Source organism: Duganella margarita, from assembly GCF_009857535.1.
In the GTDB taxonomy this organism is placed as follows: Bacteria; Pseudomonadota; Gammaproteobacteria; order Burkholderiales; family Burkholderiaceae_D; genus Rugamonas; species Rugamonas margarita.
In genome coordinates this window covers 1-24925 of the sequence record NZ_WWCS01000031.1, presented here as the reverse complement: position 1 = coordinate 24925, position 24925 = coordinate 1, and the positions used below count along the sequence as shown (strand labels likewise).

24 protein-coding genes and 1 rRNA gene are annotated in these 24925 nt (G+C 62.5%); 7 read left to right on the top strand and 18 right to left on the bottom strand.

What is annotated here, in order from left to right:
* Window positions 1-8 precede the first annotated feature (8 nt).
* Window positions 9-380 carry a hypothetical protein gene (locus tag GTP55_RS27355; RefSeq protein ID WP_161047943.1) on the bottom strand — a complete coding sequence of 124 codons (372 nt, stop codon included), beginning with the start codon at window positions 378-380 and terminating at the stop codon, window positions 9-11.
* Window positions 381-453: 73 nt separating this feature from the next.
* Window positions 454-1128 (bottom strand): orotate phosphoribosyltransferase, encoded by a 675-nt coding sequence (pyrE, locus tag GTP55_RS27350; RefSeq protein ID WP_161047942.1) that lies wholly within the window; start codon window positions 1126-1128, stop codon window positions 454-456.
* A gap of 79 nt (window positions 1129-1207) precedes the next feature.
* Here pyrE and GTP55_RS27345 point away from each other — a divergent pair, with 79 nt between their 5' ends.
* Window positions 1208-1981 (top strand): exodeoxyribonuclease III, encoded by a 774-nt coding sequence (locus GTP55_RS27345; RefSeq protein WP_161047941.1) that lies wholly within the window; start codon window positions 1208-1210, stop codon window positions 1979-1981.
* Window positions 1982-1984: 3 nt separating this feature from the next.
* On the opposite strand, the gene GTP55_RS27340 is transcribed toward GTP55_RS27345, so the two are convergent.
* Entirely contained in the window at window positions 1985-2416 is a 432-nt protein-coding gene (locus GTP55_RS27340) for an ester cyclase (protein WP_161047940.1), read from the bottom strand.
* A gap of 91 nt (window positions 2417-2507) precedes the next feature.
* Between GTP55_RS27340 and GTP55_RS27335 the strand changes: the two genes are divergently transcribed.
* Entirely contained in the window at window positions 2508-3452 is a 945-nt protein-coding gene (locus GTP55_RS27335) for a LysR family transcriptional regulator (protein WP_161047939.1), read from the top strand.
* Here the strand turns inward: GTP55_RS27335 and GTP55_RS27330 are convergent.
* The 13 genes from GTP55_RS27330 to GTP55_RS27270 form a co-directional block, all read right to left on the bottom strand.
* Complete coding sequence (locus GTP55_RS27330; RefSeq protein ID WP_161047938.1) at window positions 3409-4299, bottom strand: pseudouridine synthase; 891 nt, start codon at window positions 4297-4299, stop codon at window positions 3409-3411. The two genes, GTP55_RS27335 and GTP55_RS27330, sit on opposite strands and share 44 nt — an antisense overlap.
* Before the next feature lies 1 nt (window position 4300).
* The gene (locus GTP55_RS27325) at window positions 4301-5182 is read right to left on the bottom strand and encodes a M48 family metallopeptidase (protein ID WP_161047937.1); all 882 of its coding nucleotides are present in this window, start codon (window positions 5180-5182) and stop codon (window positions 4301-4303) included.
* Window positions 5169-6416, bottom strand: a complete 1248-nt coding sequence (locus GTP55_RS27320) for an AmpG family muropeptide MFS transporter (RefSeq protein WP_161047936.1) — start codon at window positions 6414-6416, stop codon at window positions 5169-5171. The genes GTP55_RS27325 and GTP55_RS27320 overlap by 14 nt, the downstream gene beginning before the upstream one ends.
* Window positions 6416-7018 carry a methionine biosynthesis protein MetW gene (gene metW, locus GTP55_RS27315; RefSeq protein WP_161047935.1) on the bottom strand — a complete coding sequence of 201 codons (603 nt, stop codon included), beginning with the start codon at window positions 7016-7018 and terminating at the stop codon, window positions 6416-6418. The genes GTP55_RS27320 and metW overlap by 1 nt, the downstream gene beginning before the upstream one ends.
* A complete protein-coding gene (gene metX, locus GTP55_RS27310; RefSeq protein ID WP_229258189.1) occupies window positions 7015-8130 on the bottom strand; it encodes a homoserine O-succinyltransferase MetX in 1116 nt (371 codons plus the stop codon). The genes metW and metX overlap by 4 nt, the downstream gene beginning before the upstream one ends.
* 109 nt (window positions 8131-8239) lie before the next feature.
* A complete protein-coding gene (gene ptsP / locus GTP55_RS27305) occupies window positions 8240-9988 on the bottom strand; it encodes a phosphoenolpyruvate--protein phosphotransferase (protein WP_161047933.1) in 1749 nt (582 codons plus the stop codon).
* 44 nt (window positions 9989-10032) lie between these two features.
* Window positions 10033-10302 carry an HPr family phosphocarrier protein gene (locus GTP55_RS27300; protein ID WP_110847502.1) on the bottom strand — a complete coding sequence of 90 codons (270 nt, stop codon included), beginning with the start codon at window positions 10300-10302 and terminating at the stop codon, window positions 10033-10035.
* A gap of 39 nt (window positions 10303-10341) precedes the next feature.
* Window positions 10342-10749 (bottom strand): PTS sugar transporter subunit IIA, encoded by a 408-nt coding sequence (locus tag GTP55_RS27295; RefSeq protein ID WP_110847503.1) that lies wholly within the window; start codon window positions 10747-10749, stop codon window positions 10342-10344.
* Between the two features lie 47 nt (window positions 10750-10796).
* Window positions 10797-11744: a glutathione synthase gene (gene gshB, locus GTP55_RS27290; protein WP_161047932.1), complete on the bottom strand. Its 948-nt coding sequence runs from the start codon at window positions 11742-11744 to the stop codon at window positions 10797-10799.
* 135 nt (window positions 11745-11879) lie between these two features.
* Window positions 11880-13181 (bottom strand): glutamate--cysteine ligase, encoded by a 1302-nt coding sequence (gshA, locus tag GTP55_RS27285; protein WP_161047931.1) that lies wholly within the window; start codon window positions 13179-13181, stop codon window positions 11880-11882.
* A 128-nt stretch (window positions 13182-13309) separates the two neighbouring features.
* Window positions 13310-14836, bottom strand: a complete 1527-nt coding sequence (locus GTP55_RS27280; protein WP_161047930.1) for an ammonium transporter — start codon at window positions 14834-14836, stop codon at window positions 13310-13312.
* 13 nt (window positions 14837-14849) lie between these two features.
* Window positions 14850-15188: a P-II family nitrogen regulator gene (locus tag GTP55_RS27275; protein WP_090187216.1), complete on the bottom strand. Its 339-nt coding sequence runs from the start codon at window positions 15186-15188 to the stop codon at window positions 14850-14852.
* 11 nt (window positions 15189-15199) lie between these two features.
* The gene (locus GTP55_RS27270; protein WP_202423892.1) at window positions 15200-15946 is read right to left on the bottom strand and encodes a TorF family putative porin; all 747 of its coding nucleotides are present in this window, start codon (window positions 15944-15946) and stop codon (window positions 15200-15202) included.
* 277 nt (window positions 15947-16223) lie between these two features.
* Between GTP55_RS27270 and GTP55_RS27265 the strand changes: the two genes are divergently transcribed.
* From GTP55_RS27265 to GTP55_RS27245, 5 genes are all read left to right on the top strand, one after another.
* Window positions 16224-16463, top strand: a complete 240-nt coding sequence (locus GTP55_RS27265; RefSeq protein ID WP_161047929.1) for an accessory factor UbiK family protein — start codon at window positions 16224-16226, stop codon at window positions 16461-16463.
* A gap of 84 nt (window positions 16464-16547) precedes the next feature.
* On the top strand, window positions 16548-18062 hold the full coding sequence (locus tag GTP55_RS27260) for a YifB family Mg chelatase-like AAA ATPase (RefSeq protein ID WP_161047928.1): 1515 nt from the start codon (window positions 16548-16550) through the stop codon (window positions 18060-18062).
* 100 nt (window positions 18063-18162) lie between these two features.
* Complete coding sequence (locus tag GTP55_RS27255; protein ID WP_161047927.1) at window positions 18163-19863, top strand: M1 family metallopeptidase; 1701 nt, start codon at window positions 18163-18165, stop codon at window positions 19861-19863.
* 8 nt (window positions 19864-19871) lie between these two features.
* Window positions 19872-20357: a hypothetical protein gene (locus GTP55_RS27250; protein ID WP_161047926.1), complete on the top strand. Its 486-nt coding sequence runs from the start codon at window positions 19872-19874 to the stop codon at window positions 20355-20357.
* A gap of 141 nt (window positions 20358-20498) precedes the next feature.
* Complete coding sequence (locus tag GTP55_RS27245) at window positions 20499-20840, top strand: DUF1840 domain-containing protein (RefSeq protein WP_161047925.1); 342 nt, start codon at window positions 20499-20501, stop codon at window positions 20838-20840.
* Here the strand turns inward: GTP55_RS27245 and GTP55_RS27240 are convergent.
* Entirely contained in the window at window positions 20837-24721 is a 3885-nt protein-coding gene (locus GTP55_RS27240) for a two-component regulator propeller domain-containing protein (protein ID WP_229258188.1), read from the bottom strand. The two genes, GTP55_RS27245 and GTP55_RS27240, sit on opposite strands and share 4 nt — an antisense overlap.
* A gap of 84 nt (window positions 24722-24805) precedes the next feature.
* Window positions 24806-24918: ribosomal RNA gene (gene rrf, locus GTP55_RS27235) — 5S ribosomal RNA — on the bottom strand.
* Window positions 24919-24925 lie beyond the last annotated feature (7 nt).

Sequence of the window (24925 nt, the reverse complement as noted above, 5' to 3'; positions counted from 1 at the left end):
TCACGCGGTCACGCGGTGATGCTGAGATTGATGCCCATCTCGACCAGCATCGCCATGTCGGCCAGCGACAGGTCCAGCGTCGGCGTGGCCGCGCCCGCGTCGCACGGGAAGGAAATACGCAGTTCGGCGGCAACGTCGGAGCGCTCGAAGTGGATCCCGCGCGCCTGGCATTCGTTCAGGTAAAAACGGATCTGCTTGAGCAGCTCGGTCGGATTCTGCTCGGTGCCGATGGCAACATAAAAGCCGGAATCGATGCGCGCCCGGCCAGCCGACGTCACGTCGCCCTTCTGCCAGTCGCCATGCGGTTCGCTCGGCAGGCCGTCGCGGACGTCTGCCAAGCCTTCGGGGTCGCCGTGTACCTTGAGTGTTGCGATATTCATGGTCTACCTTTATTGGTCTCCTACCACAATAAGGTTACACCATAGAAATATCAAAGTCTAGCAACATAGCCAATCATGCAATGCCATAACGGCTGCGGTAGGCCGCCACCGCTTCTTTGTGCTGAGCCAGCTGCGGATCGGCGCCGGCGCCGTTGAGGAAACCGAACAAATCGTCCAGGTTGCCGATCGAAATCACCGGAATGCCGTACTTCTGCGTCACTTCCTGCACTGCCGACAATTCGGAGATCTGGCCATCCTTGCCGCCGCGCTCCATCCGGTCCAGCGCGATCAGCACGGCGCACGGTTCGGCGCCGGCGGCGCGGATCATTTCCACCGATTCGCGCACCGAGGTGCCGGCCGAAATCACGTCGTCAATGATCACCACCTTGCCTTGCAGCTTGGCGCCGACGATAGTGCCGCCCTCGCCGTGGTCCTTGGCTTCCTTGCGGTTATAGGCGAACGAGGTGTTGTGGCCCTTGCCGGCCAGCGCCACGGCAGTGGCCGAAGCCAGCGTGATGCCCTTGTAGGCCGGGCCGAACAGCATGTCGAACTCGACGCCGGAATCGATCAGCGTCTGCGCGTAGAACTGCGCGACCTGCGCCAGCGTGGCGCCGTCATGGAACAGGCCAGCGTTGAAGAAGTACGGCGACTGGCGTCCTGCCTTGGTGGTGAACTCGCCGAAGCGCAGCACGCCCGCCTGGACCGAGAACGCGATAAATTCCTGACGTAAATTAGTTGCAATAGCCATCGTGGTGCCTCATTTCTGTAAAGTGCCGGTATTTTACCGCTACACTAACGCCTTCCGTACTTTCTGCCCCGAATCTTCTATGCCAAAAATCATCTCCGCCAACCTGAACGGCATCCGCTCGGCTGCCTCCAAGGGCTTTTTCACCTGGCTGGCCAAGCAGGACGCCGACTTCGTCTGCGTGCAGGAACTCAAGGCGCAAGCGCCGGACATGACGCCGGAATTCCTCAACCCGGGCGGCTACCACGGCCACTTCCACTATGCCGAGAAAAAAGGCTATTCCGGCACCGGCGTCTACAGCAAGATCGAGCCAGACCGCGTGGTGATCGGCTTCGGCTCGCCCGAGTTTGACGCCGAAGGCCGCTACGTGCGCTGCGACTTCGGCCAGTTGACCGTGATTTCGGTGTACTGCCCATCCGGCTCGTCCGGTCCGGAGCGCCAGGAAGCCAAGTTCCGCTTCATGGACCTGTTCATGGTGCACCTGCAGCAACTGCACGCCGAAGGCCGCGAAATCGTCATCTGCGGCGACTGGAACATCGCCCACAAGGAAATCGACCTGAAGAACTGGAAGGGCAACAAGAAGAACTCCGGCTTCCTGCCGGAAGAGCGCGAGTGGATGACCCGCCTGTTCGACGAAGTCGGTTATGTCGACGTCCACCGCGGCCTCGATCCGCGCGAGGAGCAATACACCTGGTGGAGCAATCGCGGCCAGGCGTATGCAAAGAACGTCGGCTGGCGCATCGACTACCACGTGGCGACCCCAGGCATTGCCGCCAAGGCCACCACGGTCGCCGTCTACAAGGATGAGAAATTCTCCGACCACGCGCCGCTGACCATCGAGTACGGCGCGCTGTAAGCCTTATGGTTGCGGCGGGAACTGGCCCAGCTGCTGAAACACGCCGAACCAGTCTTCCATATGCCAGGTCGTGACCAGCCGTCCGTCCACGACCTTGTGAAACTCGTGCAGGCGGAAGCTCACCTTCCTGCCGGTCGGCGCAATGCCGAACAGCGCCCCTTGATGCGTGCCGGTGATTTCGGCGCGCACACCAATCTTGCCGGGCTCCTGCACCATGTCGTGAATGGTGATTTGCACATCCGGAAACGCGACGACGAACTCGCGGATAATGGCCTTGATTCCGGTCGGGCCAGGCTGCTGGCCCGGCGCAAGCGGAATGTCGTCCCAATCCGGCGCCAGCACAGTGTCGACCAGGTCTGGATTCTTGTCGTTGAAGGCGCGGTACAGCGTTTCGACTGCAATGCGCTCGGCGCGCAGTTGTTCGGTAGTGCTCATGGCTTGCTCCGTTGATTTTGAGAAGACACAAGTTTGCGCCGTGCGGTAAAATCAGTCCAACAAATAACCTGTATAGATATTTATTTGTCTTATGGATTTTCATGGCATCGATTTAAACCTGCTGGTCGCCTTCGACGCCTTGATGGGCGAGCGCAACGTCACGCGCGCGGCGAACCAGGTCGGCGTCAGCCAGCCGGCCATGAGCGCAGCCCTGTCCCGCTTGCGCACGCTGCTCGGCGATCCCCTGTTCCTGCGCAGCGCCGACGGCCTGCTGCCGACGCAACGCGCACGCGACCTGGCGGAACCGATCGCGCAGGCGCTGCGGCAGATCGAAGCGGCGATGGTGGAAAAGCCTGCATTCGATGCGGCCAGCGCCACGCTGACTTTCAACCTCGGACTGCCGGATTACCCCAGCTTCGTCCTGCTGCCCACGCTGCTGCAAGCGCTACAGACGCAAGCGCCGGGCATCTCATTGAACGTGCATGCCGTGAATGGCCGCGACGACGCCGTCGAACTGCTCGATGCGGGCGCGATTGACGCCGCCATCGGCGTGCCGCCCTCCAATGCCGATGGCCGCATCAAGGCGCGCCCGCTGCTGCGCGACGAGTTTGTGACGGTGCTGGCGCATGATCACCCGGCCGGCCGGCACGGCATGGATCTGGACATCTATTTGTCCCTGCAGCATGTGCTGGTGTCGCCGGAAGGGCATTTGTACGGCGCGGTGGATCACGCGCTGGCGCAACAGGGCCGACGCCGCAGGCTGGCCTTGACGCTGCCGCATATGTTCGCTGTACCGGCCGTCATCGCGCAGACCGGCATGACCGCCACCATCCTCAAACGCGTGGCGCTACATGCGCAGGCCAGTCACCAGTTGGCACTCTTCCCGCCGCCGCTGGCGCTGCCGGAAATCGTCTTCGACCTGATGTGGCACAGGCGCAGCGACACCCATCCGGCGCAGTCGTGGTTAAGGGAATTTATCGCGACGCAGGCGGCTATAAGCTGCGCTGAGAACGGAACTCACGCCAGTCGCCGCTGAGCGGGTCGATGAAGCTGATGGCGCGCGCCAGCAGTTGCAGGGGCTGCGACACGTCGTCCTGCTTGCACGGCAGCGCCACCGGGTAGAAGGCGTCGTTGACGATCGGGACGCCGAGCGACGACAGGTGCACGCGCAGCTGGTGCTGGCGGCCGGTGTGCGGATGCAGGCGGTACAAAGTGAGGTCGCCGCGATGCTCGATGACGTCGATCAGCGTTTCCGAATTCGGCTCGCCCTCGGTCTCCTTCATGATGAAGAATTTATCGCCCTCCACCATGCGGCTGCGGTAGGTAAAGGGGAACTGGGCATCGTGCAGGCGCGGCGCCAGCGCTTCGTATTCCTTGTCGATCACGCGTTTCTGGAACATCGACTGGTACACGCCGCGGCTGGCCGCGTTACGCGAGAAAATCACCACGCCCGCCGTCTCGCGGTCCAGCCGGTGGATCGGCACCAGGTCTTCCTCGCCCAGCGTTTTGCGCAGTCGCACCAGCAGCGTCTCGTGCAGGAAGCGGCCGGATGGAATCACCGGCAGGAAGTGCGGCTTGTCGACCACTACCAGGTGCTCGTCGATGTGCAGGATCTCTTCCTGGAATGGAATCGGCGTCTCCGGCTCCTCCAGTTCGCGGTAGTAGAACATGCGCAGGCCGCGTTTGAAGCGGCTGGTGGGCTGCAGCAGCTGGCCACTGCCATCGACCACATCGCCGCGTGCCATGCGTTCGCGCCACGCCGCTTCCGAGACATCGGGAAACCGCTCGACCAGGAAGCGGATCAGGTCCGGCCAGTCGCCCTCGGGCAGATACAGATAGCTGGGCGCGACACCGTCGCGCATCGGCAGTGGATAACGCGACATATCAGGAACGTGGCAAGGCGATGGTGTGGTACGGCGGCAGGTTGTTCGGATCAAGCCCCTTGGCGCGCGCGTACACCGGCAGTACCAGGTGCATATTCTTGTTCATATCCTCGATGCGCCGGCTGCCGCTCGGGTGGGTCGAGAGGAAAGGCAACGGCGCTCCCTTGCTGACGGCGCCCATCTTCTGCCACAGCGCAATGCCGGCGCGCGGATCGAAGCCGGCGCGGGCCGCCAGATCCATGCCGACCAGATCGGCCTCGCTCTCGTCGCCACGCGAATACGTCAGCGCCGCGCCCTTGGCGGCGATACCGGCCGCCGCGTCGCCCAGGCGCGGATCGACGCCGAAGTAAGCCGAGCCCAAGGCGCCCAGAATGCGCGCGCCGACATTGGTCACGGTATTCTTGCCGGCCTGTTCACGCGCGTGCTCGCGCAGCGCGTGGGCGATCTCGTGGCCCATCACCATCGCCACTTCGTCGTCGGTGAGATTGAGTTTGGTCAGGATGCCGTTGTAGAAGGCGATGCGGCCGCCCGGCATGCAGAAGGCATTGACGGTGTCGGAGCGCAGCAGGTTAACCTGCCAGTCCCACTTGGCGGCATCCGGATTCCAGCGCGTGGTGAACGGGATCAGCCGCTTGGCGATGGCGCGCAGGCGGATCAGCTGCGGATTGCGGTCGGTGGCGACGGCGTCCTTTTTATGCGCCTCGTTCAGCATCTGGTCGTACTGCAGTTTGGACTGCTGGTCGAACTGGCGCGAATCGCCGCCCAGGCCGCGCAGGCGCGACATGCTGGTGACGGGAATGCCATCGTTTTGCGCGTGCAGCGACAGCGCGCTGGTACAGAGCACCAGCGCCAGCAAGGCTGTCTTTAGTTCAGGTTTTTTCATGACCACTGTTCCACGGAGCGATTTTCGGCAGCATCATCATCGCAGGAAAGGCGAGGATAAAGCACACGATAAAGAACCAGAACCACCCGGTTTCAGCAACAATATACCCCACCGACGAGTTGATGAATGTGCGCGGCACCGCAGCCAGGCTGGAAAACAGCGCGTACTGCGTGGCGGTGTAGCGTGGGTCGGTGGCGCGCGACATGAAGGCCACCAGCGCCGCCGCGCCCAGTCCCGGACTGGCAAACGCCTCGAAGCCGTAGACAGCGCTCAGCAACAAGGGATCGGAACCAACCTGGGCCAGCCACGCGAAACCGAGGATAGCCAGCGCCTGCAACACGCCAAACACCCACAGCGCGCGGTTGATGCCCAATTTGATCATCCAGATGCCGCCCACCGCGCCGCCGGCCAGCGCCGCCCACCAGCCGGTGGCGTTGGCGGCCAGGCCGATCTGTTTGGTGGTGAAGCCGGTATCAAGAAAGAACTTGGTCGACAGCGCGGTGCTCATGGTGTCGCCGATCTTGTATAGCAGGATAAAGGCAATGATGAACAGCGCCTGTTTCCAGCCGTCGCGCAGCACGAACTCGCGGAACGGCATGACCACAGCCTCCTGCAGATTCTTCGGCGGTGAGCCGTACAGCGTTGGCTCTTTCGCCAGCAGCGTGCAGACAAAGCCCGGCAGCATGAACGCCGCCACGGTCCAGAACACGATTTGCCACGGCTGGCTGTCCGCCATTACCAGCCCCAGCGCGCTTGGGATCAGGCTCGAGGCTTTGTAAGCATTGACGATAATGGCCGCACCGAGGCCCTGCTCTTCCTCGGCCAGGATCTCGCGCCGGTAGGCGTCGATCACCACGTCCTGGCTGGCCGACATGAAGGCGATCATAAACACCGCCACCACGATCACCGACAGTTCCAGCTTGGGATCGAGCATGCCCATGCCGCCGATGAACAGGAACAGCGCCAGCTGCGTCAGCGCCATCCAGCCGCGCCGCCGGCCCAGCGGCAGCACGGTGTAGCGGTCCATCAGCGGCGCCCACAGGAACTTGAAGGTGTACGGGAACATGGCCAGACCGAACAGCCCCAGCGCCTTGACGTCCAGCCCGGCCTTGGCCAGCCAGGCCTGCATCAGGTAGATCAGCGTGTACAGCGGCAGCCCGGAACTGAAGCCCAGGAACAGAATGGAGACGGTGCGTCCGTTGATGTAGCTGTACCAGGGCCTAGTGTCGGTCATTATTTTTTTCGTAGTCGGAAGACGGCAAGATCGCCGCGCAGGTTCGGCAGGAATGATACCCGTTTGCCCTCGGCCAGCGCTACACATTCGATCACTTCCAGCCCGCATTCCTGCGCCAGGTCACGGAAGTCGGTGATGGTGGCGCAGCGTACGTTGGGCGTGTCGTACCACTCGTACGGCAGCGATTCCGACACCGGCATGCGGCCCTTCAGCAAGGCCACGCGGTGCGGCCAGTAGGCGAAGTTGGGGAACGAGACAATCGCCTCCTTGCCGACGCGGACGATATCGCGCAGCAGCGCTTCCACATGCTTCATCATCTGCAGCGACGACAGGCACAGCACCGTATCGAAGGAATTGTCGCCGAACAGCCCCAGGCCATTCTCCATATCCTGCTGCACCACCTGCACGCCGCGCTGGGTCGATGCCAGCACCTTGTCGTCGGCGATCTCGATGCCGTAGCCGCTGCACTGCTTGTCGCTTTGCAGATAGTCCATCATCACGCCGTCGCCGCAGCCGACGTCCAGCACGTGCGCCCGGTTGTCCACCCAGTGCGCGATGAAGGCCAGGTCCGGCCGCGCCGCGCTCAGTTCATTGAAGTTCATACCGCTCCCTCTATTTCTTTCCACACCTGGCCGTAGTAGGCGCGCACCATGTTCATGTAGCGCGCATCCTCCAGCAGGAAGGCGTCGTGGCCGTGTGGCGCATCGATTTCCGCGTAGGTGACCTGGCGGCGGTTGCTGACCAGCGCCTGCACGATTTCGCGGCTGCGCTCCGGCGAGAAGCGCCAGTCGGTGGTAAACGACGCCAGGAAGAACTTGGCCTGCGTGCCGGCCAGCGTCCTGGCCAGGTCGCCACCGTGCTTGCGCGCCGGGTCGAAGTAGTCCAGCGCCTTGGTGATCAGCAGGTAGGTGTTGGCGTCGAAGTATTCGGAGAACTTGTCGCCCTGATAGCGCAGGTAGGATTCGATTTCGAAGTCGACGCCGAAGCCGAACTTGTAGTCGCCGCTTTCGGCAATATCACGCAGCTTGCGGCCGAATTTCTCGGCCATGTCGTCGTCCGACAGATAGGTGATGTGGCCGACCATGCGCGCGACGCGCAGGCCGTTCTTCGGCACCACGCCATGCGCGTAGAAATCGCCGCCGTGGTAGTCGGGGTCGGACAGGATGGCCTGGCGGGCGACGTCGTTGAAGGCGATGTTCTGCGCCGACAGCTTGGCGGTCGAGGCGATCACCACGCAGTGGCGCAAGCGGTCCGGGTACATGATGGACCAGGCCAGCGCCTGCATGCCGCCCAGCGAACCGCCCATGACGGCGGCGAATTGTTTGATGCCCAGCTGGTCGGCCAGGCGCGCCTGCGCCGACACCCAGTCTTCCACCGTCACTACCGGGAAGGCGGCGCCGTAAGGTTTACCGGTGGCCGGATTGGTGTGCATCGGACCGGTGGAGCCGAAGCAGGAGCCGAGGTTGTTAATCCCGATCACGAAGAACTTGTCGGTATCGAGCGGCTTGCCCGGGCCGACCATATTGTCCCACCAGCCGGTGCTTTTCGGCTGGCCTTCGTATTCGCCGGCCACGTGGTGCGAGGCGTTCAGCGCGTGGCACACCAGCACCGCGTTGGAATGGTCGGCGTTGAGCGTACCGTAGGTTTCGTACATCAGCATATAGTCGCGCAGCGACGCGCCGCTTTGCAGGAGCAAGGGCTCGGCAAAATGCATGGTTTGCGGCTTAACGTATCCGAGGGATGACATTTTTTTGATTGTAGTTTGGGGGCGGCCCCACGGGCCATCTATCAGGGCGGGACCGCGAATGGTGGGTCCCGCCAGTTCACATCAACTGTAATTGTTCGACCGCGTCTGCAATTACGTTGGGTTCCATCGAGCGCATGATCTTGCGGGTTTGCGGCATGATGCGCGCAAGATCGCTGTTCAGGATTTCCTGCTTGACCGACAGCAGCTGCGCCGGATGCATCGAGAACTCGCGCAACCCCATGCCCAGCAGCAGGCGCGTCAACTTGACATCGCCCGCCATTTCGCCGCACACGGCGACGTCGATCCCGGCTTTATGCCCGGCCGCAATCGTCATCGAGATCAATTGCAGCACAGCCGGATGCAGCGGATTGTAAAGGTGTGCGACTTCATAATCAACCCGGTCGATCGCCAGCGTGTACTGGATCAGGTCATTGGTGCCGATCGACAGGAAGTCCATGCGCTTGACGAACATCGGCAGCGCCAGCGCCGCCGCCGGAATCTCGATCATGGCGCCGACGTCGACGTCGTCATCGAACTTGACGCCCTGCTCGCGCAGCTCGGCCTTGGCCTGGGCGATCATCGCCAGCGACTGGTCGATCTCGAACGCGTGCGCCAGCATCGGAATCAGGATGCGCACCTTGCCGAACGCCGAGGCGCGCAGAATCGCCCGCAGCTGGGTCAGGAAAATCTGCGGCTCGGCCAGGCAGTAGCGGATCGCCCGCAGGCCCAGCGCCGGATTCAATGCCGTCTGCTCGCTCTGGTCGAGCGGCTTGTCGGCGCCGATGTCCAGCGTGCGAATGGTGACCGGCCGGCCCTTCATGGCGGTGACCGCTTTCTTGTACTGCTCGAACTGCTCTTCTTCCGACGGAATCTTGTTGTTGCGGCCCATGAACAGGAATTCGGAGCGGAACAGGCCCACGCCATTGGCGCCGGCTTCCAGCGCGGCCGGGCAATCGTCCGGCAGCTCGATATTGGCCAGCAGCGTGATCTCGGTGCCGTCCTTGGTGATGGCCGGGGTCTTCTTCAGCTTTTGCAGCTTCTTGCGCGCGCGGGCGGCGGCGCCCTGGCGTTCGCGGTACTGATTCAGGATCAGCGCGCTCGGATTGGCGATCACCACGCCGGCTTCGCCGTCGATGATCAGCCAGTCGTCCTGCTCGATCAGGGTGGAGGCGCCGGACATGCCGACCGCCGCCGGAATATCCAGCGAACGGGCGACGATGGCCGTGTGCGAGTTCTGGCCGCCGACATCGGTAACGAAGCCGATGAACGAGCGGTCGCGGAATTGCAGCATGTCGGCCGGCGAAATATCGTGGGCGACGATGATCATCTGCGGCTGGTATTCGTCGTCGCCGGTCGGCGCCGGCTCCGGCAGCAGGCGCTCGGTGCCCATCAGCACCTTCAGCACCCGCTCGGCCACCTGCTGGATGTCGGCCTTGCGCTCGCGCAGATAGGGATCTTCGATTTCGTCGAACTGCGCCGACAGTTCATCGATCTGGGTCAGCAGCGCCCATTCGGCGTTGTAGTGGCGGGCGCGGATGATGTCCAGCGGCGCTTCGGAAATCATCGGATCGGACAGGATCAGCGCATGCACATCGATGAACGCGCCCAGCTCGGTGGGGGCGTCCTTGGGCAATTCATTCCACAGCGTTTGCAGTTCCTTGTGGACGGCGGCCAGCGCCTGCTGCAAACGGGAGACTTCGGCCTCGACCTGTTCCTCGGCCACCAGGTAGTGCTTGACGTCCAGCGCCGCCGGCGCCATCAGGTGCGCGCGGCCGATCGCGATGCCGCGCGACACCGGAATGCCGTGCAAGGTGAACGAGGCCATCGGCGGGCCTGCGGGGAAACGGGGTCGGCTGCGCTCCGCCCCCATTACTCGCCTTCGCCGAACTTGTCGTTGACCAGTGCGCTGAGGGCGGCGACGCAATCGGCTTCATCATCGCCGTCCGCTTCCAGCAACACCTTGGCGCCCTTGCCGGCGGCCAGCATCATCACGCCCATGATGGACTTGGCGTTGATGCGGCGTGCATTGCGGGTCAGCCAGACATCGCTTTTGTATTTTGCTGCCAGTTGGGTAAATTTGGCGGAGGCGCGCGCATGCAAACCAAGCTTGTTAATAATTTCGAGTTCTTGCTGAATCATTTTTGTTTTGTCTCAATCAATGCGCATTGCAAAAAATCGTCAGGTTTCCCCGACGCGGATCCGGTTGTCGACGCGCACGGCTCCACTTTGCGCGCCGGCCAGGGCCATCTCGACCACCACATCCAGCGTGTCGCGGCGGTAGGTGATGGCGCGCAGCAGCATCGGCAAACTGATGCCTGCAATCACCTCCACCCGGCCCGCGTCGGCCAGCCGGTTGCAGCAGTTGGCGGGGGTGCCGCCTTTGACGTCGGTGATCACCAGCACGCCGTCGCCATCGTCGAGACGCTTGATGGCCGCCGCCGCCAGATCCTGGACTTCGCCGAGGTCCTGGTCGGCGATCACGTCGATCGCTTCCAGGTGCTCGGTGGGACCACGGAACACGTGGGCGCAAGCCGCAAGAAAGGCTTGCCCCAGTGGCGCGTGCGTCATAAGTAGTATGCCTACCATATTGTTAAACCGCCAGTCAGGATTAAAGTTTTCTTGTCATCGGAGACTTATTTCCCTGCAGCCGCCGCTTCCACCGCATCGATGAAAGTGGCCGCCACCGGGAAGCCGGCCTGTTGGGTAATCTCCTGGAAGCAGGTCGGGCTGGTGACGTTTACTTCCGTCAGGAAATCACCGATAACATCTAATCCTACCAGTAACAGGCCGCGGGCTGCCAGAATCGGTCCCAGCGCATTGGCGATTTCAAAGTCGCGCTCGGTCAGCGGCTGCGCCACGCCGATGCCGCCGGCCGCCAGGTTGCCGCGCACTTCGCCGTTTTGCGGGATGCGCGCCAGCGAGAACGGCACCGGTTTGCCGTTGATCACCAGGATGCGCTTGTCGCCCTTGTCGATGGCCGGAATGAAGCGCTGGGCCATGATGGTGTACTTGCCGTTGCCGGTCAGCGTCTCGATGACCGAGCCCAGGTTCATGCCGTCGGCGCCGATGCGGAAGATGCCGGCGCCGCCCATGCCGTCCAGCGGCTTGAGGATGATGTCGCCATGCTGCTTCTGGAAGGCGCGGATGCGCGCTTCGTCGCCGGTCACCAGGGTCGGCGAGGTGAACTCGCTGAACTGGGTGATGGCAACCTTTTCATTGTGGTCGCGGATGGCGGACGGCTTGTTGAAGACCTTGGCGCCCTGCTTCTCGGCCAGCTCCAGCAGGTAGGTGCTGTAGACATATTCCATGTCGAACGGCGGGTCCTTGCGCTGCAGGATGGCGTCAAACTCGCCGAGGTTGGTTTCGACCGGATCAGCGGCGCGGTACCAGTCTTTCGGATCGCCGGTGAAGCTGATGCGCTGCACGCGCGCCGTGACCACGCCCTGCTCGACCGCCATGTCCATCTGCTGGAAGGCGTACACCTCATGGCCGCGCCGGTCTGCCTCCACCATCATGGCGTAGGTGGAATCCTTGTAGGTCTTGAAGGTCGACAGCGGATCGGCGAGGAAAGCGATTTTCATGGGTGCATCCAGTAGAGTTAATGCCTGATTTTAGCCGAGATTAAAAACCTGTACCGTCCCCGGCGTCATTCCGGCGCACGCCGGAATCGATAGAACGCATACTCAGCATGGATTCCCGCTTTCGCGGCAACGACGCTAATAGACTTCCGGGTTGGGATCGGTGCGTTCCATTTCCAGCGACGCCGCCAGCAGCGCCAGCCGCGCCACCACGCCGTACACATAGAAGCGGTTCGGCGCTGCCGTACCCGGCTTGGCCTTGAGGTCCGGTACCGCGTGCTGCTGCGCGAACGCCAGCGGCACGTACTGCGAGCCCGGCGCGTTCAGGTTCTGGTCGATGCCCTTCTCGGCGTGGATGCGGTAGAAACCGCCCACCACATAGCGGTCGATCATGTACACCACCGGCTCGGCCACCGCCTCGCGAATGCTCTCGAAGGTCGGCACGCCTTCCTGGATGATGAAGTCGGTCACTTCCTTGCCATCCTTGATGACGATCATCTTGTCGCGCTGGGCCTGGGTCAGGTCCTTGATCTCGCTGGAATCCTTGATGGTCAGGATGCTGGTGCCGTAGGTGCCGGCGTCCGGCTTGACGATCACGAAGGGCTTCTGGTCCTTCATGCCGTATTCCTTGTATTTCTTCTTGATCTTGGCCAGCAGCGTGTCGATGTTGGCGGCCAGGCAGTCATAGCCCTCGCCGGTGCGGAAATTGACGGCATCGCACTTGGCGTGCAGCGGATTGAGCATCCACGGATCGACGCCGATCAGCTTGCCGAACTTCTTGCACACCTCGTCATAGGCGTTGAGGTGATTGCTCTTGCGGCGCAGCGCCCAGCCGGCGTGCAGCGGCGGCAGCAGGCTCTGCTCGTGGATGTTCTGCAGGATCTCCGGAATCCCGGCCGACAGGTCGTTATTCAGCAGGATCGTGCACGGATCGAAGTCTTTCAGGCCGACGCGGCGGCCGTTCGGCGAGCGCACCAGCGGCTCCACCACCAGCATATTGCCGTCCGGCAGAGCGATCGGCGTCGGCGCGGTGACCTCCCGCGACAGCGAACCGAGCCGCACATGCAGGCCGGTCTGGCGGAAAATCTGCATCAGCCGGGCCACGTTCTGCCAGTAGGTCGGGTGGCGCTGGGTCACTTCCGGGATCAGCAGCAGGTTGCGCGCGTCCGGGCAATACTTGTCGATCGCGGCCATGGCTGCCTGCACCGACAGCGGCAGCATCTCGGTGGCCAGCATATTGAAGCCGCCGGGGAACAGGTTGGTATCCACCGGCGCCAGCTTGTAGCCGGCATTCCTCATATCAACCGAGCAATAAAACGGCGGAGTGTGCTCCTGCCATTCGAGGCGGAACCAGCGTTCGATTGCGGGAGTGGCGGCCAGGATTTTTTCTTCCAGGTCGAGCAGTGGTCCGCTCAGGGCCGTGACGAGGTGGGGAACCATGTTATTACTTCCTTATTACCGTGCGGACTATGCCAAATGAGGGCAAAAACATCATTTTAAAGGCTGGTAATAAAAAAAGCGCCCCGCAGGGCGCTTTTTTGATGAAACCTTGTTAATTAAGAATGGGTTTAGGAGTGATACGCCGACTCGCCGTGGGTGGTGATGTCCAGACCTTCGCGCTCTTCTTCTTCCGGAACGCGCAGGCCGATAACGATGTCCACCAGCTTGTAAGCAATGATCGACACGATGCCGGACCACAGGATGGTCACGCCAACGCCGGTTGCCTGCACGATCACTTGCGACGAGATCGAGTAGTCAGCCGATGCCTTGTTGGCAACATAATCGAATACGCCCTGGCCGCCGAGCGACGGTGCAGCGAACACACCGGTCAGGATCGCACCCAGGATACCGCCGACGCCGTGCACGCCGAACACGTCCAGCGAGTCGTCCGCGCCCAGCAGGCGTTTCAGGCCGTTCACGCCCCACAGGCAGACCACGCCCGCCAGGAGGCCGATGATCAGTGCGCCCATTGGCCCGACGAAACCGCAGGCCGGGGTGATGGCGACCAGACCGGCCACCGCACCCGAAGCGCCACCCAGCATCGATGGTTTGCCTTTGAACATCCATTCGGCGAAGACCCAGGCCACGGTGGCGGCGGCGGTTGCCAGCAGGGTGTTGATGAAGGCCAGGCCGGCAATGTCAGCAGCTTCCAGCGCCGAACCGGCGTTGAAACCGAACCAGCCCACCCACAGCAGCGAGGCGCCGATCATGGTCATGGTGACCGAGTGCGGGGCCATCGATTCGCGGCCGTAGCCGACGCGTTTGCCGATCATGAAGGCGCCGACCAGGCCGGCAACTGCGGCGTTGATGTGCACCACGGTGCCGCCGGCGAAGTCCAGCGCGCCTTTCTGGAACAGGAAGCCGCCTTTTGCGGTTTCCGATGCCAGCGTGGCGGCATCCTTGATCGCATCCGGGCCGGTCCAGAACCAGACCATGTGCGCCATCGGCAGGTAAGCAAAGGTGAACCAGATCACGATGAACGCCAGCACGGCGGTGAACTTGGCGCGTTCGGCGAAGGCGCCGATGATCAGGCCGCAGGTGATGGCAGCGAAGGTGCCCTGGAACGCCACGTACACGAACTCGGGAATCACAACGCCTTTGCTGAAGGTGGCGGCGTAGGCGAACGTGCCTTTGACCGGATCCCAGATATTGTTGAGGAAGGTGCGGTCATGCAGGTTGCCGAAGAACGCATTGCCTTCGGTGAACGCCAGCGAGTAACCGTAGATGCACCACAGCACGATGATCAGCGCGAACACCATGAACACTTGCATCAGCACCGACAGCATGTTCTTGGAACGCACCAGACCGCCGTAGAACAGCGCCAGGCCAGGAATCGTCATCAGGATCACCAGCAGGGTCGACACCATCATCCAGGCGGTGTCGCCTTTCTGCGGGGTCGGCGCCGCGGCGGCAGCTGGCGCAGCTTCAGCCGGTGCAGCCGCGGCAGGCGCCGGCGCAGCGGCCGGTGCGGGCGCGGACGCGGCAGCCGCAGCGACCGGCGCATCCGCCGGTTTGGCGTCCTGGGCGTGCACAGGTGCGGCCAATGCAAACAGGATGGAGACCCCAGCCAGCACGCTTGTTATAGTTTTCTTCATTCTCATCATCCTCTTAGAGAGCTTCGTTGCCGGTTTCACCGGTACGAATGCGGATCACTTGTTCCAGGTTGGTCACGAAGATTTTGCCGTCACCAATCTTGCCGGTGCGGGCAGCGCCTTCAATCGCTTCAATGGCCTGCTCGACGACCGCGTCGTCGACTGCCGCTTCGATCTTGGTCTTCGGCAGGAAGTCCACGACATACTCGGCACCGCGATACAGCTCGGTGTGGCCCTTCTGGCGACCGAAGCCTTTCACTTCGGTCACGGTAATGCCCTGCACGTTAATCGCCGACAGGGCTTCACGCACCTCGTCAAGCTTGAACGGCTTGATAATGGCGGTAATCATTTTCATACTGGCCTCGCTTAGAAGGTTTTGGAAATGGTCAGGACGGCGCCGGTTTTACCCAGGTTCTTCCCGTTTCCGACGTATGCATTCGTGTCGGCACGGACCGCCGCCAATGCCACACTAAATACGCCGAAATCTTTGGTCAGGCCCACCTTGTAATCGCTGTAGCTGGCGGCGCCGTTGTTCTTGACATTCTGGTGGCCGATGTGCAGGTTCAGCGTGTAGCCATCGGAGATTTCCTGGTTCAGCTGGGCATCGACATAGCCCGAATTCTTGGAGTCGGCAAAGCCGAACAGATTGGTGGTCGATTGCGAATACTTGATCGATGCCGGGCCAAACGACAGCTGGCCGTACAGCTCGAAGGTATTGGCGCTCGGGTGCAGCTTGTTGGACGGGTAGAAGTAGTACAGACCGCCGACGTCATAGCTGATCGAGTCGGTGATGGCGCCGCGCTTGCCGGCGTAGATATCCCACTCGACGCTGCCGTCGCCGCCGCCGTCCTTGATCCATTTGATGCTCGACAGCCAGGTGCCGACGTACAAGCCGGTCGGGTTGTTCACGTAATCTGCGCCGCCCTGTAAGGCTGGGTCGAGATGCGTTTGCGATACGCCGCGGTAGCGGTAGTCGTTGACAACGGCAGCGTTAAAGCTGACTTCGTTATCTGGTTTTGCTTCAGGAGCGGGTGTCGCTTCTTCGGCGCGCGCCATGGACGCGAATGCTAAGGTCAACGCAGCAATCAGGGTAAAGTTCTGGGCCATTTTCATAATTGTTTTTCCTAGTGAGTTGAACTTGATTAGCAGTTGCGGTTTAAAATCCTTGTTAAGCGAAGCGATGAAAGCATTCATAGGCTTCTTTAGCAGAATGTGTGCCAGCTAATGTTGTTCAGCAAACAGGTGGCGTATCATGGTTGATAACGGCCCCGCTCACCCCAAAGTGAGAATGCTGACGAGCGGCCAGCGGGATTTCGGCGGTTTCGCACCACATTGACGCCGAGTCGCACCGTGATGGTGCAACGACAGACCCACTAGATCAAGGAATATTATGGATATGAACACTTTTTTTAATGACTTGCAAAACAAGATCAGCCAAGCCATCGAAAACTCACCAGCAAAGGACATTGAGAAAAACGTCAAGTCCATGATGACGCAGGGTTTCTCCAAGCTGGACCTGGTGACCCGCGAGGAATTCGACATCCAGACCCAGGTGTTGGCCAAGACCCGCGCCAAGCTGGAAGCGCTGGAAACCCGCCTGGCCGAACTGGAAGCCAAGGCCAACCCGTAATGTGAGCGAGGTTTGGGCTAGCGCAAGCTGGCCCGCCGGGCCGGGATTACGCTGGCGGTTGGTTCTTCACGCCCCGCCCTGGTCATGTCTATCCTTGCCATACTGAAAAGCCGCGCTCTGGCGGGCATGGAGGCGCAGGAAGTCAGCGTCGAAGTGCATCTGGCCAACGGGCTGCCGGCCTTCACCATCGTCGGCCTGGCGGATACGGAAGTCAAAGAAGCCAAGGACCGCGTCCGCGCCGCCATCCAGAACGGCGGCTTTGAATTTCCTGCCCAGCGCATCACCGTCAACCTGGCGCCGGCCGACCTGCCCAAGGAATCCGGCCGTTTCGACCTGCCGATCGCGCTCGGCATCCTGGCCGCCTCCAAGCAAATCCCGTCACGCCGCCTGCACCAGTACGAGTTTGCCGGCGAGTTGTCGCTGTCCGGCGAACTGCGCGCCATTCGCGGCGCCCTGGCGATGTCGCTGGCCACCCGCCGCGATGGCGGCTGCCTGGCCTTCATCCTGCCCATGGCCAATGCCGACGAAGCGGCGCTGGTCTCGAATGCAGCCATTTATCCCGCCACGTCGCTGCTCGAGGTGTGCCACCACTTCGCCGGCAAATCGGTGGAGACCATGTTGTCGCGCCATGAGACGGCGCCGGTAGTGCTGCCGCAGGAATTTCCCGACTTCGCCGACGTCAAAGGGCAACTGTTCGTCAAGCGCGCGCTGGAAGTGGCGGCAGCCGGCAATCACTCGGTGCTGATGGTGGGGCCGCCGGGCGCGGGCAAGACCATGCTGGCCTCGCGCTTCGCCGGCCTGCTGCCGGAAATGACGGATGAAGAGGCGCTGGAATCGGCGGCCGTGCAGTCGCTGACGGGCGGCTTCCGCATCGAGCAGTGGAAGCACCGGCCGTTTCGCGCGCCGCATCACACCTCGTCCGGGCCGGCACTGGTGGGTGGCGGCAGCGTGCCGCGTCCGGGCGAGATCTCGCTGGCCCATCGCGGGGTGCTGTTCCTCGATGAACTGCCGGAATTTAACCGTCACGTACTGGACGTGCTGCGCGAGCCAATGGAGTCGGGCCGCATCACCATTTCGCGGGCGGCGCGGCAGGCGGATTTTCCGGCCCACTTCCAGCTGATCGCAGCGATGAATCCCTGCCCCTGCGGCTATTCCGGTCACGCCAGCGTCGCCTGCCGCTGCACCACGGAGAGCATCCAGCGCTATCAAAGCCGGATCTCCGGCCCGCTGCTCGACCGCATCGACATTCAAATCGAAGTCGCCTCGGTTTCGCCTGACACGCTGGCGGCCGCCGCAGATGGCGAACCGTCGGCGCTGATTGCCGCGCGCGTGCAGGCGGCCACCACGCTGCAAATGCGCCGCCAGGGCAAGCGCAATCAAGACCTGACGCCGCGCGAAATTGACCACTACTGCAAACTCGACCGTCTCAGCAAATCCAAGCTCAAGCAAAGCATGGAATCCTTCCATTGGTCGGGCCGCGCCTACCACCGCATTCTGCGGGTAGCGCGCACCATCGCCGACCTGGCAAAAAGCGACCGCATCCAGGAACCACATATGAGCGAAGCGATCCAATATCGACGCGCCCTGCTCAAGGACTAGCCAAGCCAATATAAAAAGTGGTGCCGGCGCGGTATCTACATACCAAGTCTTGCCCGCTTGCTGCTATATTTGCTCGCAGCTCACTCACTCCAGGACCACGATGACCCGTTTGCCTCTGTATCTCGCCGCCAGCGCCGTGCTGGCCGGCTGTGCCACGACCCCAGTGCCGCCCACCGATTTCACGTCCAACTCCGGCAGCCCGCGCACGCCCGAGCAGCTGGCGGTGACGTTTGAAAAAGTCGATCTGGCGCTGCGCGTCGATCCGGCCACCAAGAGCATTCGCGGCGACGCCGCCCTGACCTTCCTGCTGAAAGAACCGCTGACCCGCATCGCCGTCGAGCTCGACCGCAACCTGCCGGTCGACAGCGCCAGCGTCGATGGCGTCACGCTGGCGCCCGCCGCCATCAGCAATCCCGACGGCCGCCTGTACCTCACACTGCCGACGCCGCTGCAAGCCGGCGCCCGCACCACCGTGCGCATCCAGTACCACGGCGTGCCGCACGTGGCCAAGCACGCGCCGTGGGACGGCGCTTTCACCTGGAGCCAGACCAAGGACGGCCAGCCGTGGATCGCCACCACCGTCGAAGGCGAAGGCTGCGATATGTTCTGGCCCTGCATCGACCATCCGATGGGCAAGCCAAAGCTGATCGATCTGCACATCACCGTGCCGTCGCCGCTGGTGGTGGCCGGCAACGGCGTGGCCACCGGCATGGAAGAGAAAGACGGCTGGCGCACCTACAACTGGCGCGCCAAGAACCCCAGCACCTACGGCGTCGCCCTCAACATCGGCCCGTACGAGATGCTGTCCGGCGACTACGTCAGCCGCTTCGGCAACACCATCCCGCTGCGCATGTGGTACCTGAAGGGCCACGCCGAGGACGCCAAAGGCCTGTTCGCCGAGTTCACGCCGATGCTGGATTTCTTTGAATACCGCGTCGGCCCGTATCCGTTCGGCGACGAGAAAATGGGCGTGGTCGAAACCCCGCACCTGGGCATGGAGCACCAGACCATCAACGCCTACGGCAACGGCTACGCCAAGTCCGCCTACGGCTACGACTGGCTGCTGCACCACGAGCTGTCGCATGAATGGTTCGGCAATCAGATGACCAACGCCGACTGGGACGATATGTGGCTGCACGAAGGCTTCGGTTCCTACATGCAGCCGCTGTACCTGGAATCGCTGCGCGGCGAACGCGAGTTCCAGGCCGAGCTGTTCAACTTCCGCAAGTCGCTGTCGAACAAGGCGCCGGTGGTCAGCGGCAAGACCCAGCGCATCGAGGATATTTATGAAGAGGCGCGCGGCGGCCCCGGCAACGACATCTACACCAAGGGGGCGCTGATCCTGCACACGCTGCGCAACCTGATCGGCGACGACGCCTTCTTCACCGCCACGCGCCGCATGGTGTACGGTACCGCCACGCCCACGCCGGGCAACTTCCAGCCGCGCTGGAGCAGCACCAGGGAGTTCGTCCAGTTCAGTAACGAAGCGAGCGGCCGCGACCTGAACTGGTTCTTCGACGCCTACCTCTACCACGCCGCGCTGCCGGAACTGGTGGAAGAACGCAACGGCGACCAGCTGACGCTGCGCTGGAAGCTGAAAGACGGCGGCGCTTTCCCGATGCCGATCGAAGTGCGCGTCAACCAGCGCATCGAAAAGCTGCCGATGAGCAATGGCGTCGGCGTAGTCACCGTGCCCGCGCACGCCATGGTCACCATCGACCCGATGTCGCGCGTGCTGCGCCAGCAGCCGTGGATCGACGCCTGGAAGGCCGCTGACGAGAAGAAGAAGTCCAAGCGATGAGGACGCGCATGCCGACACTGCTGCTGGCGCTGCTGACGGCCGTCACCTTGTCGGCCTGCAGCCCGAAATACGACTGGCGCGACTACCGCAGCGCCGATGCGCCTTACAGCGTGCTATTCCCCGGCAAGCCGGCGACGCAAACCCGTGCCATTCATCTCGACCAGTTGGCGGTCAGCATGACCATGACCGCTGCCAACATCGACGGCGTGGTGTTCGCCATCGGCAGCGCGCAGCTGGCCGACGCCGCCCTGGCGCCGGCCGCGCTGGCGGCAATGCAGCGCGCCATGGTCAACAACATCGGCGGTATCATCACCAGCAGCAAGCCGCTCGCCAACGGCGCGGTGGAGGTGGATGCCCGTGGCAACACCATGCGCCTGCTCGGCCGTTTTGTGGCCAGGGAGCGCCGGGTTTACCAAATTGTCATCATCGGCCCGCCGCAGAAAATCGAGGCCGACCAGGCCGAAACATTCTTCACTTCCCTTAAATTTCTCTGAAAACTGAAGTATTCGCTTAGGGAATCCTTAATCGGGGTGCGGTAGCGCCTAAACCGGGTCCCGGAAGTGTTGTAAAGTTTCAGTTATAGATTAAAGTCGTAGCTAACGGAAGTACCGTTGCCGAACAAGGAAAGTGCCGCTATGTTAATTGCATTCAAATCAAAATCCAGCCCGGAAGTGTTGATGTACCAGGAACATGCGCAGCGCATCCTGGATCTGTTGCACAAGAATCCGACCCGTGGCGTGATCACCGCCGCCGAGGCCGCGCAAGCGCTGTCGGTGCTGGAACATGAAGTGGCCGAAACCCGGCTGCATCCGGAAAACGACGTCGAGCACGACGTCCACGCCCACGAGCAGGAAGAGGGCGAAACCAAGGAACATGCGGCGTCGCAACGGGTCGGTTTCTCCGCCCGCGCCTATCCGCTGCTGGAAATGCTGCGCACCGCCAAGGCGGAAAACGAGCACATCATCTGGGGCATTTAATCCCCTGCCAGGGACGCCTTCAACGGTAAATCCATCGTGAAGCGCGTCCCGACGCCCACCGCACTGTCCACCCGTATCGAGCCATCCAGCAGCGACGTCACAATGTTGTAGGTGATGCTCAGGCCCAGGCCGTTGCCACCCTGCCCCAGCTTGGTGGTAAAGAAGGGATCGAAGATGCGCGCCTGATGTTCCGTCGAAATCCCCTTGCCGTCATCTTCGAACACGATGCGCACCCGGTCGGCGCCCAGCTGTACCGCCCACATGCGCATGGCGCCGCCTTCGCGGTCTTCAAACGCATGCAGCAGGGCGTTGTTGATCAGGTTGATGACCACCTGGCCATATGGACCGGGGAAACTGTCCAGCACGATATCGTCCGGCATCTCCACCACGATCTGGTGGCCGGCCTTGCGCACCTGGTTCTTCATCGTCATGACGATCTCGTTGCTGGCCTGATGCAGATTGAACGGGCGCCGCTTGGCGCTGGCCTGGTCCACCGCCACCTGCTTGAAACTATTGACCAGTTCAGCCGCGCTGCGCAGGCTGCGCATCAGCAGCGTCGACGCCTCGCGCGACGCATCGAGGAAGCTGCGCAGGTCGGAGCGGCGCAGCGTGTTGCCGTTGTTGAGCAGCTCCATCTCACTGGTCTTGTCTTCCAGCGTGCTGGCGATCACCAGGCTGTTGCCGATCGGCGTGTTCAGCTCGTGCGCGACGCCCGCCACCAGCGACCCCAGCGCCGCCAGCTTCTCGCGCTCGACCAGCTGCTGCTGGGCGTCGCGCAACTGGCGGTAGGAGTCGGCATTGGCAAACGCCACCGCCACGTAGGAGGCCAGCGTGGTCAGCATGTCGAGGTCGATGCGCTGGTACGCATGGGTGCGGTAGCTGTGCACCGTGATCACGCCGCGCACCTGGCCGGCGACCGAGATCGGCACGTAGATCAGCGAACGCGGCTCGGTCGGCAACGAGCCGTCTTCCAGCGTGCCCATGTCTTCGGCGCCGGACACCAGGTCCAGGCTGCCGATATAGCGGCCATACTCCAGCTCCAGGTCGTTGATGAACACTTCCTGGTTATGCTGGATGCACCACACCGCCAGCTGGTTGGGCTCGCGCATGCTGCGCGTGTACGGCGTGTAGCGCTTGCCGCGCTCCATCGCGAACGGATACTCGATCACCTCCTGCTGCGGCCGGTAAATGCCGATGCCGAACACGCTGGCGTCCATCAGCGCATGCACCTGTTGGTATAGCAACGACATGATGGCCTCGCTGTCGAGGTTGGCCGTGATGCGGCGGCCGATGTCCGACAGCAGCGAAATATTGCGGTGCGCCAGCTCGACGTTTTCCTTCTCGCGCTCGATCGACTCCTTCTGCTGCACCAGTTCGCGCGTGCGGCTGTCGACCTGTTGCGCCAGCTCCTGCTTCTGCCGCACCAGCAGGCGGATGCGGATGCGGAACAGCAGGTAGGCGCTGCCCAGCACCAGGCACGCGGTCAGGATGCGGAACCACCAGGTCTTCCACACCGGCGGCACGATCGTCACCGTCAGCGACACCGGCGCTGTGCTCCACACGCCATCCTTGTTGGCGGCCTTGACGCGGAACACATACTGACCCGGGTCGAGATTGGTATAAGTGGCGAAACGTTTGGCGGCATCGGCCGTCACCCAGCCCGGATCGAAACCCTCCAGCTGATAGGCATAGCGGTTGCGTTGCGGGTCTGCATAGTGCATGCCGGCGAACTCAAACGAGAACACCGCATCGCGGTACGACAGCGACAGCGCGTTCAAGCTGCCGAGCGGCCCGCGCGCCACCGCGCCGGCCGGCAGCGGCGTGCTGAGGATGGACTGGTTGAAGATGGAGAAATCGGTAATGGCCAGCAGCGGCGGCGCGGGGTTGTCATGAATCTGCGCCGGCTGGAAGGCGGTCACGCCCTCCAGTCCGCCAAAGTACAAGGTGCCATCCGGCGCGCGGTAGCCGGCGCCGACGAAATATGAACCGTCGATCAGGCCATCCCGCGCCACATAGTTCCGGAACAGCCCAGTTTCCGGATTGAACTGCGAGATGCCCGCCGTCGTGCTGATCCACAAGCGTCCTTGCTGGTCCGGCAAAATCGCGCCGATCGGATCGTAAGAGCGGCCATTGGCCGGTGGATAGACGCGGAAGTGCAGTTTGCCATCGGCGCCAAGCTGCGCCATGTTGAGGCCGGCCGCCGTGCCAATCCACAGCCGTTGCTGCGGATCCTGATAAAGATAGTAGACCCGGTTGTGGCTCAGGCTGTCGGGTTTGGCGGGCTGGTGGCGATAGCGCTCGAATTTGCCGCTGGCGCGGTCCAGCCGGTCCAGGCCATTCTCCGTCCCCACCCACAGATTGCCCTGCGGGTCCTCCAACAGCGTGTACACGCGGCCGGACAGTTTTTCGGCATCGTCGGTGTCGGCCAGATAGGTCTGCACCGCCAGCGTTTGCGGATCGATGCGATACAAGGCCGAGCGCGAACCGACCCAGATCATGCCGTCCTTGGTCACCAGGATGCGCTGGATCGAGCGCGCCTGCGGATCGTCATTGAGCGGCAACGCGTGGAAAGTGCCGCCGCCGGCCTCGCGCCAGAACAAGCCGCTGGGCGAACCGAGCCACAAGCGGCCGGTCTGGTCGGTCGCCAACGCCCCCAGCGCATCCGGCGGCAGCGACCCGGGCCGCTGCACTTCATTGGAGGTAAAAGCGACCGTGCCGTGCGCCGGGTCCAGCAAGGCCAGCCCTTGCGCCGAGCCCAGCCACAGCTTGCCATCCGGCGCGCCGGCAATCGCCCGCACCTTGTTGCTGCCGATGCCGGGCAACACGCCGCCATGTTCGGTGTAGCGCTCGAAGCCACCGCTGTTCAGGTCGACGCGGTCGGCGCCGCCATACCAGTTGCCGACCCATAGCGTGCCGGTACGGTCCTGGTACAGCGCGCTGATCTGGGTGTCGCTGATGCCGTGGCGGTTCAAATTGTCGCGTGAATAGCGATAGAAACGGCCGCTGACGGGATCGCGCCGGCGCAGGCCGTCGCTAAACGTGCCCAGCCACAGGGTGCCGTCGCTGTCGTGCATCAGCTTGGTCATGCGCTGTTGCGCCAGCTCGGCCGGCAGCGTCACCGGCAGCCGCTCGGCCGACTGGCCGTGCAGACGCCATGCCTGCACGCCCTTCAGCGTCCCCGCCCACAACACACCGTCCGGCCCGATCGACATCGACGCAAAGCTATTCTCCGGCCGGTTTTCCTGCGTGCCAAAGTGGCGGAATTGCGTGCCGCCAGCCGGCAGCAGCTCCAGGCCGCGCGCCGTACCCAGCCACAGATTGCCCTGCCGGTCCGGCGCCAGCGCATACACGCGGTCGTCGCTGATGCTGCCCTGGTCGGCATCGCTGTGACGCAGGACTTGCAACTTCCCGCTGGCCATCTCCACATGCTGTAACCCATCGCCGGTGGCCAGCCACAAGCCTTGCTTGCCATCGCTGACGATACCGGTCACCGCCGCCTGGGACAGCACATGGGTAAACACCTGGGTGGCAGGATCGTAGCGGTCGAGACCGCTCCTGCTGCCGATCCATAACTGGCCGGCGGCATCTTCATACAAGGACTGAATGTAGTTGTCCTGCAGGCTTTGCGGATTGGAGGGATCGTTTTTGAAGGCGGTGATGCGGTAACCGTCAAAACGGTTCAGGCCGGCCTGGGTACCGAGCCAGATATAACCCTGCTGGTCCTGCACCATGCTGGTGACGGACTCCTGTGTCAGGCCCTGCTCTACGCCAAGATGCGCAAAACGCAGCGTCAGCGGCGCCGCGCGGGCCACCGTCAACAGCGCCAGCAGGAGAAAAACACAGGCACAACGCATCACATGAGGCATAAGATTGGGTTGCATATCCGATATCGACCCATTTTAATGCACAAAAGCAAAAAAGCCCCAACCAGATTGATACCGGAAGGGGCTTTTTCTATATAACTAGCTTGACGATAACCTACTTTCACACTGGTTGCAGCACTATCATCGGCGTAGAGTCGTTTCACGGTCCTGTTCGGGATGGGAAGGGGTGGGACCGACTTACTATGGTCATCAAGCTTTGAC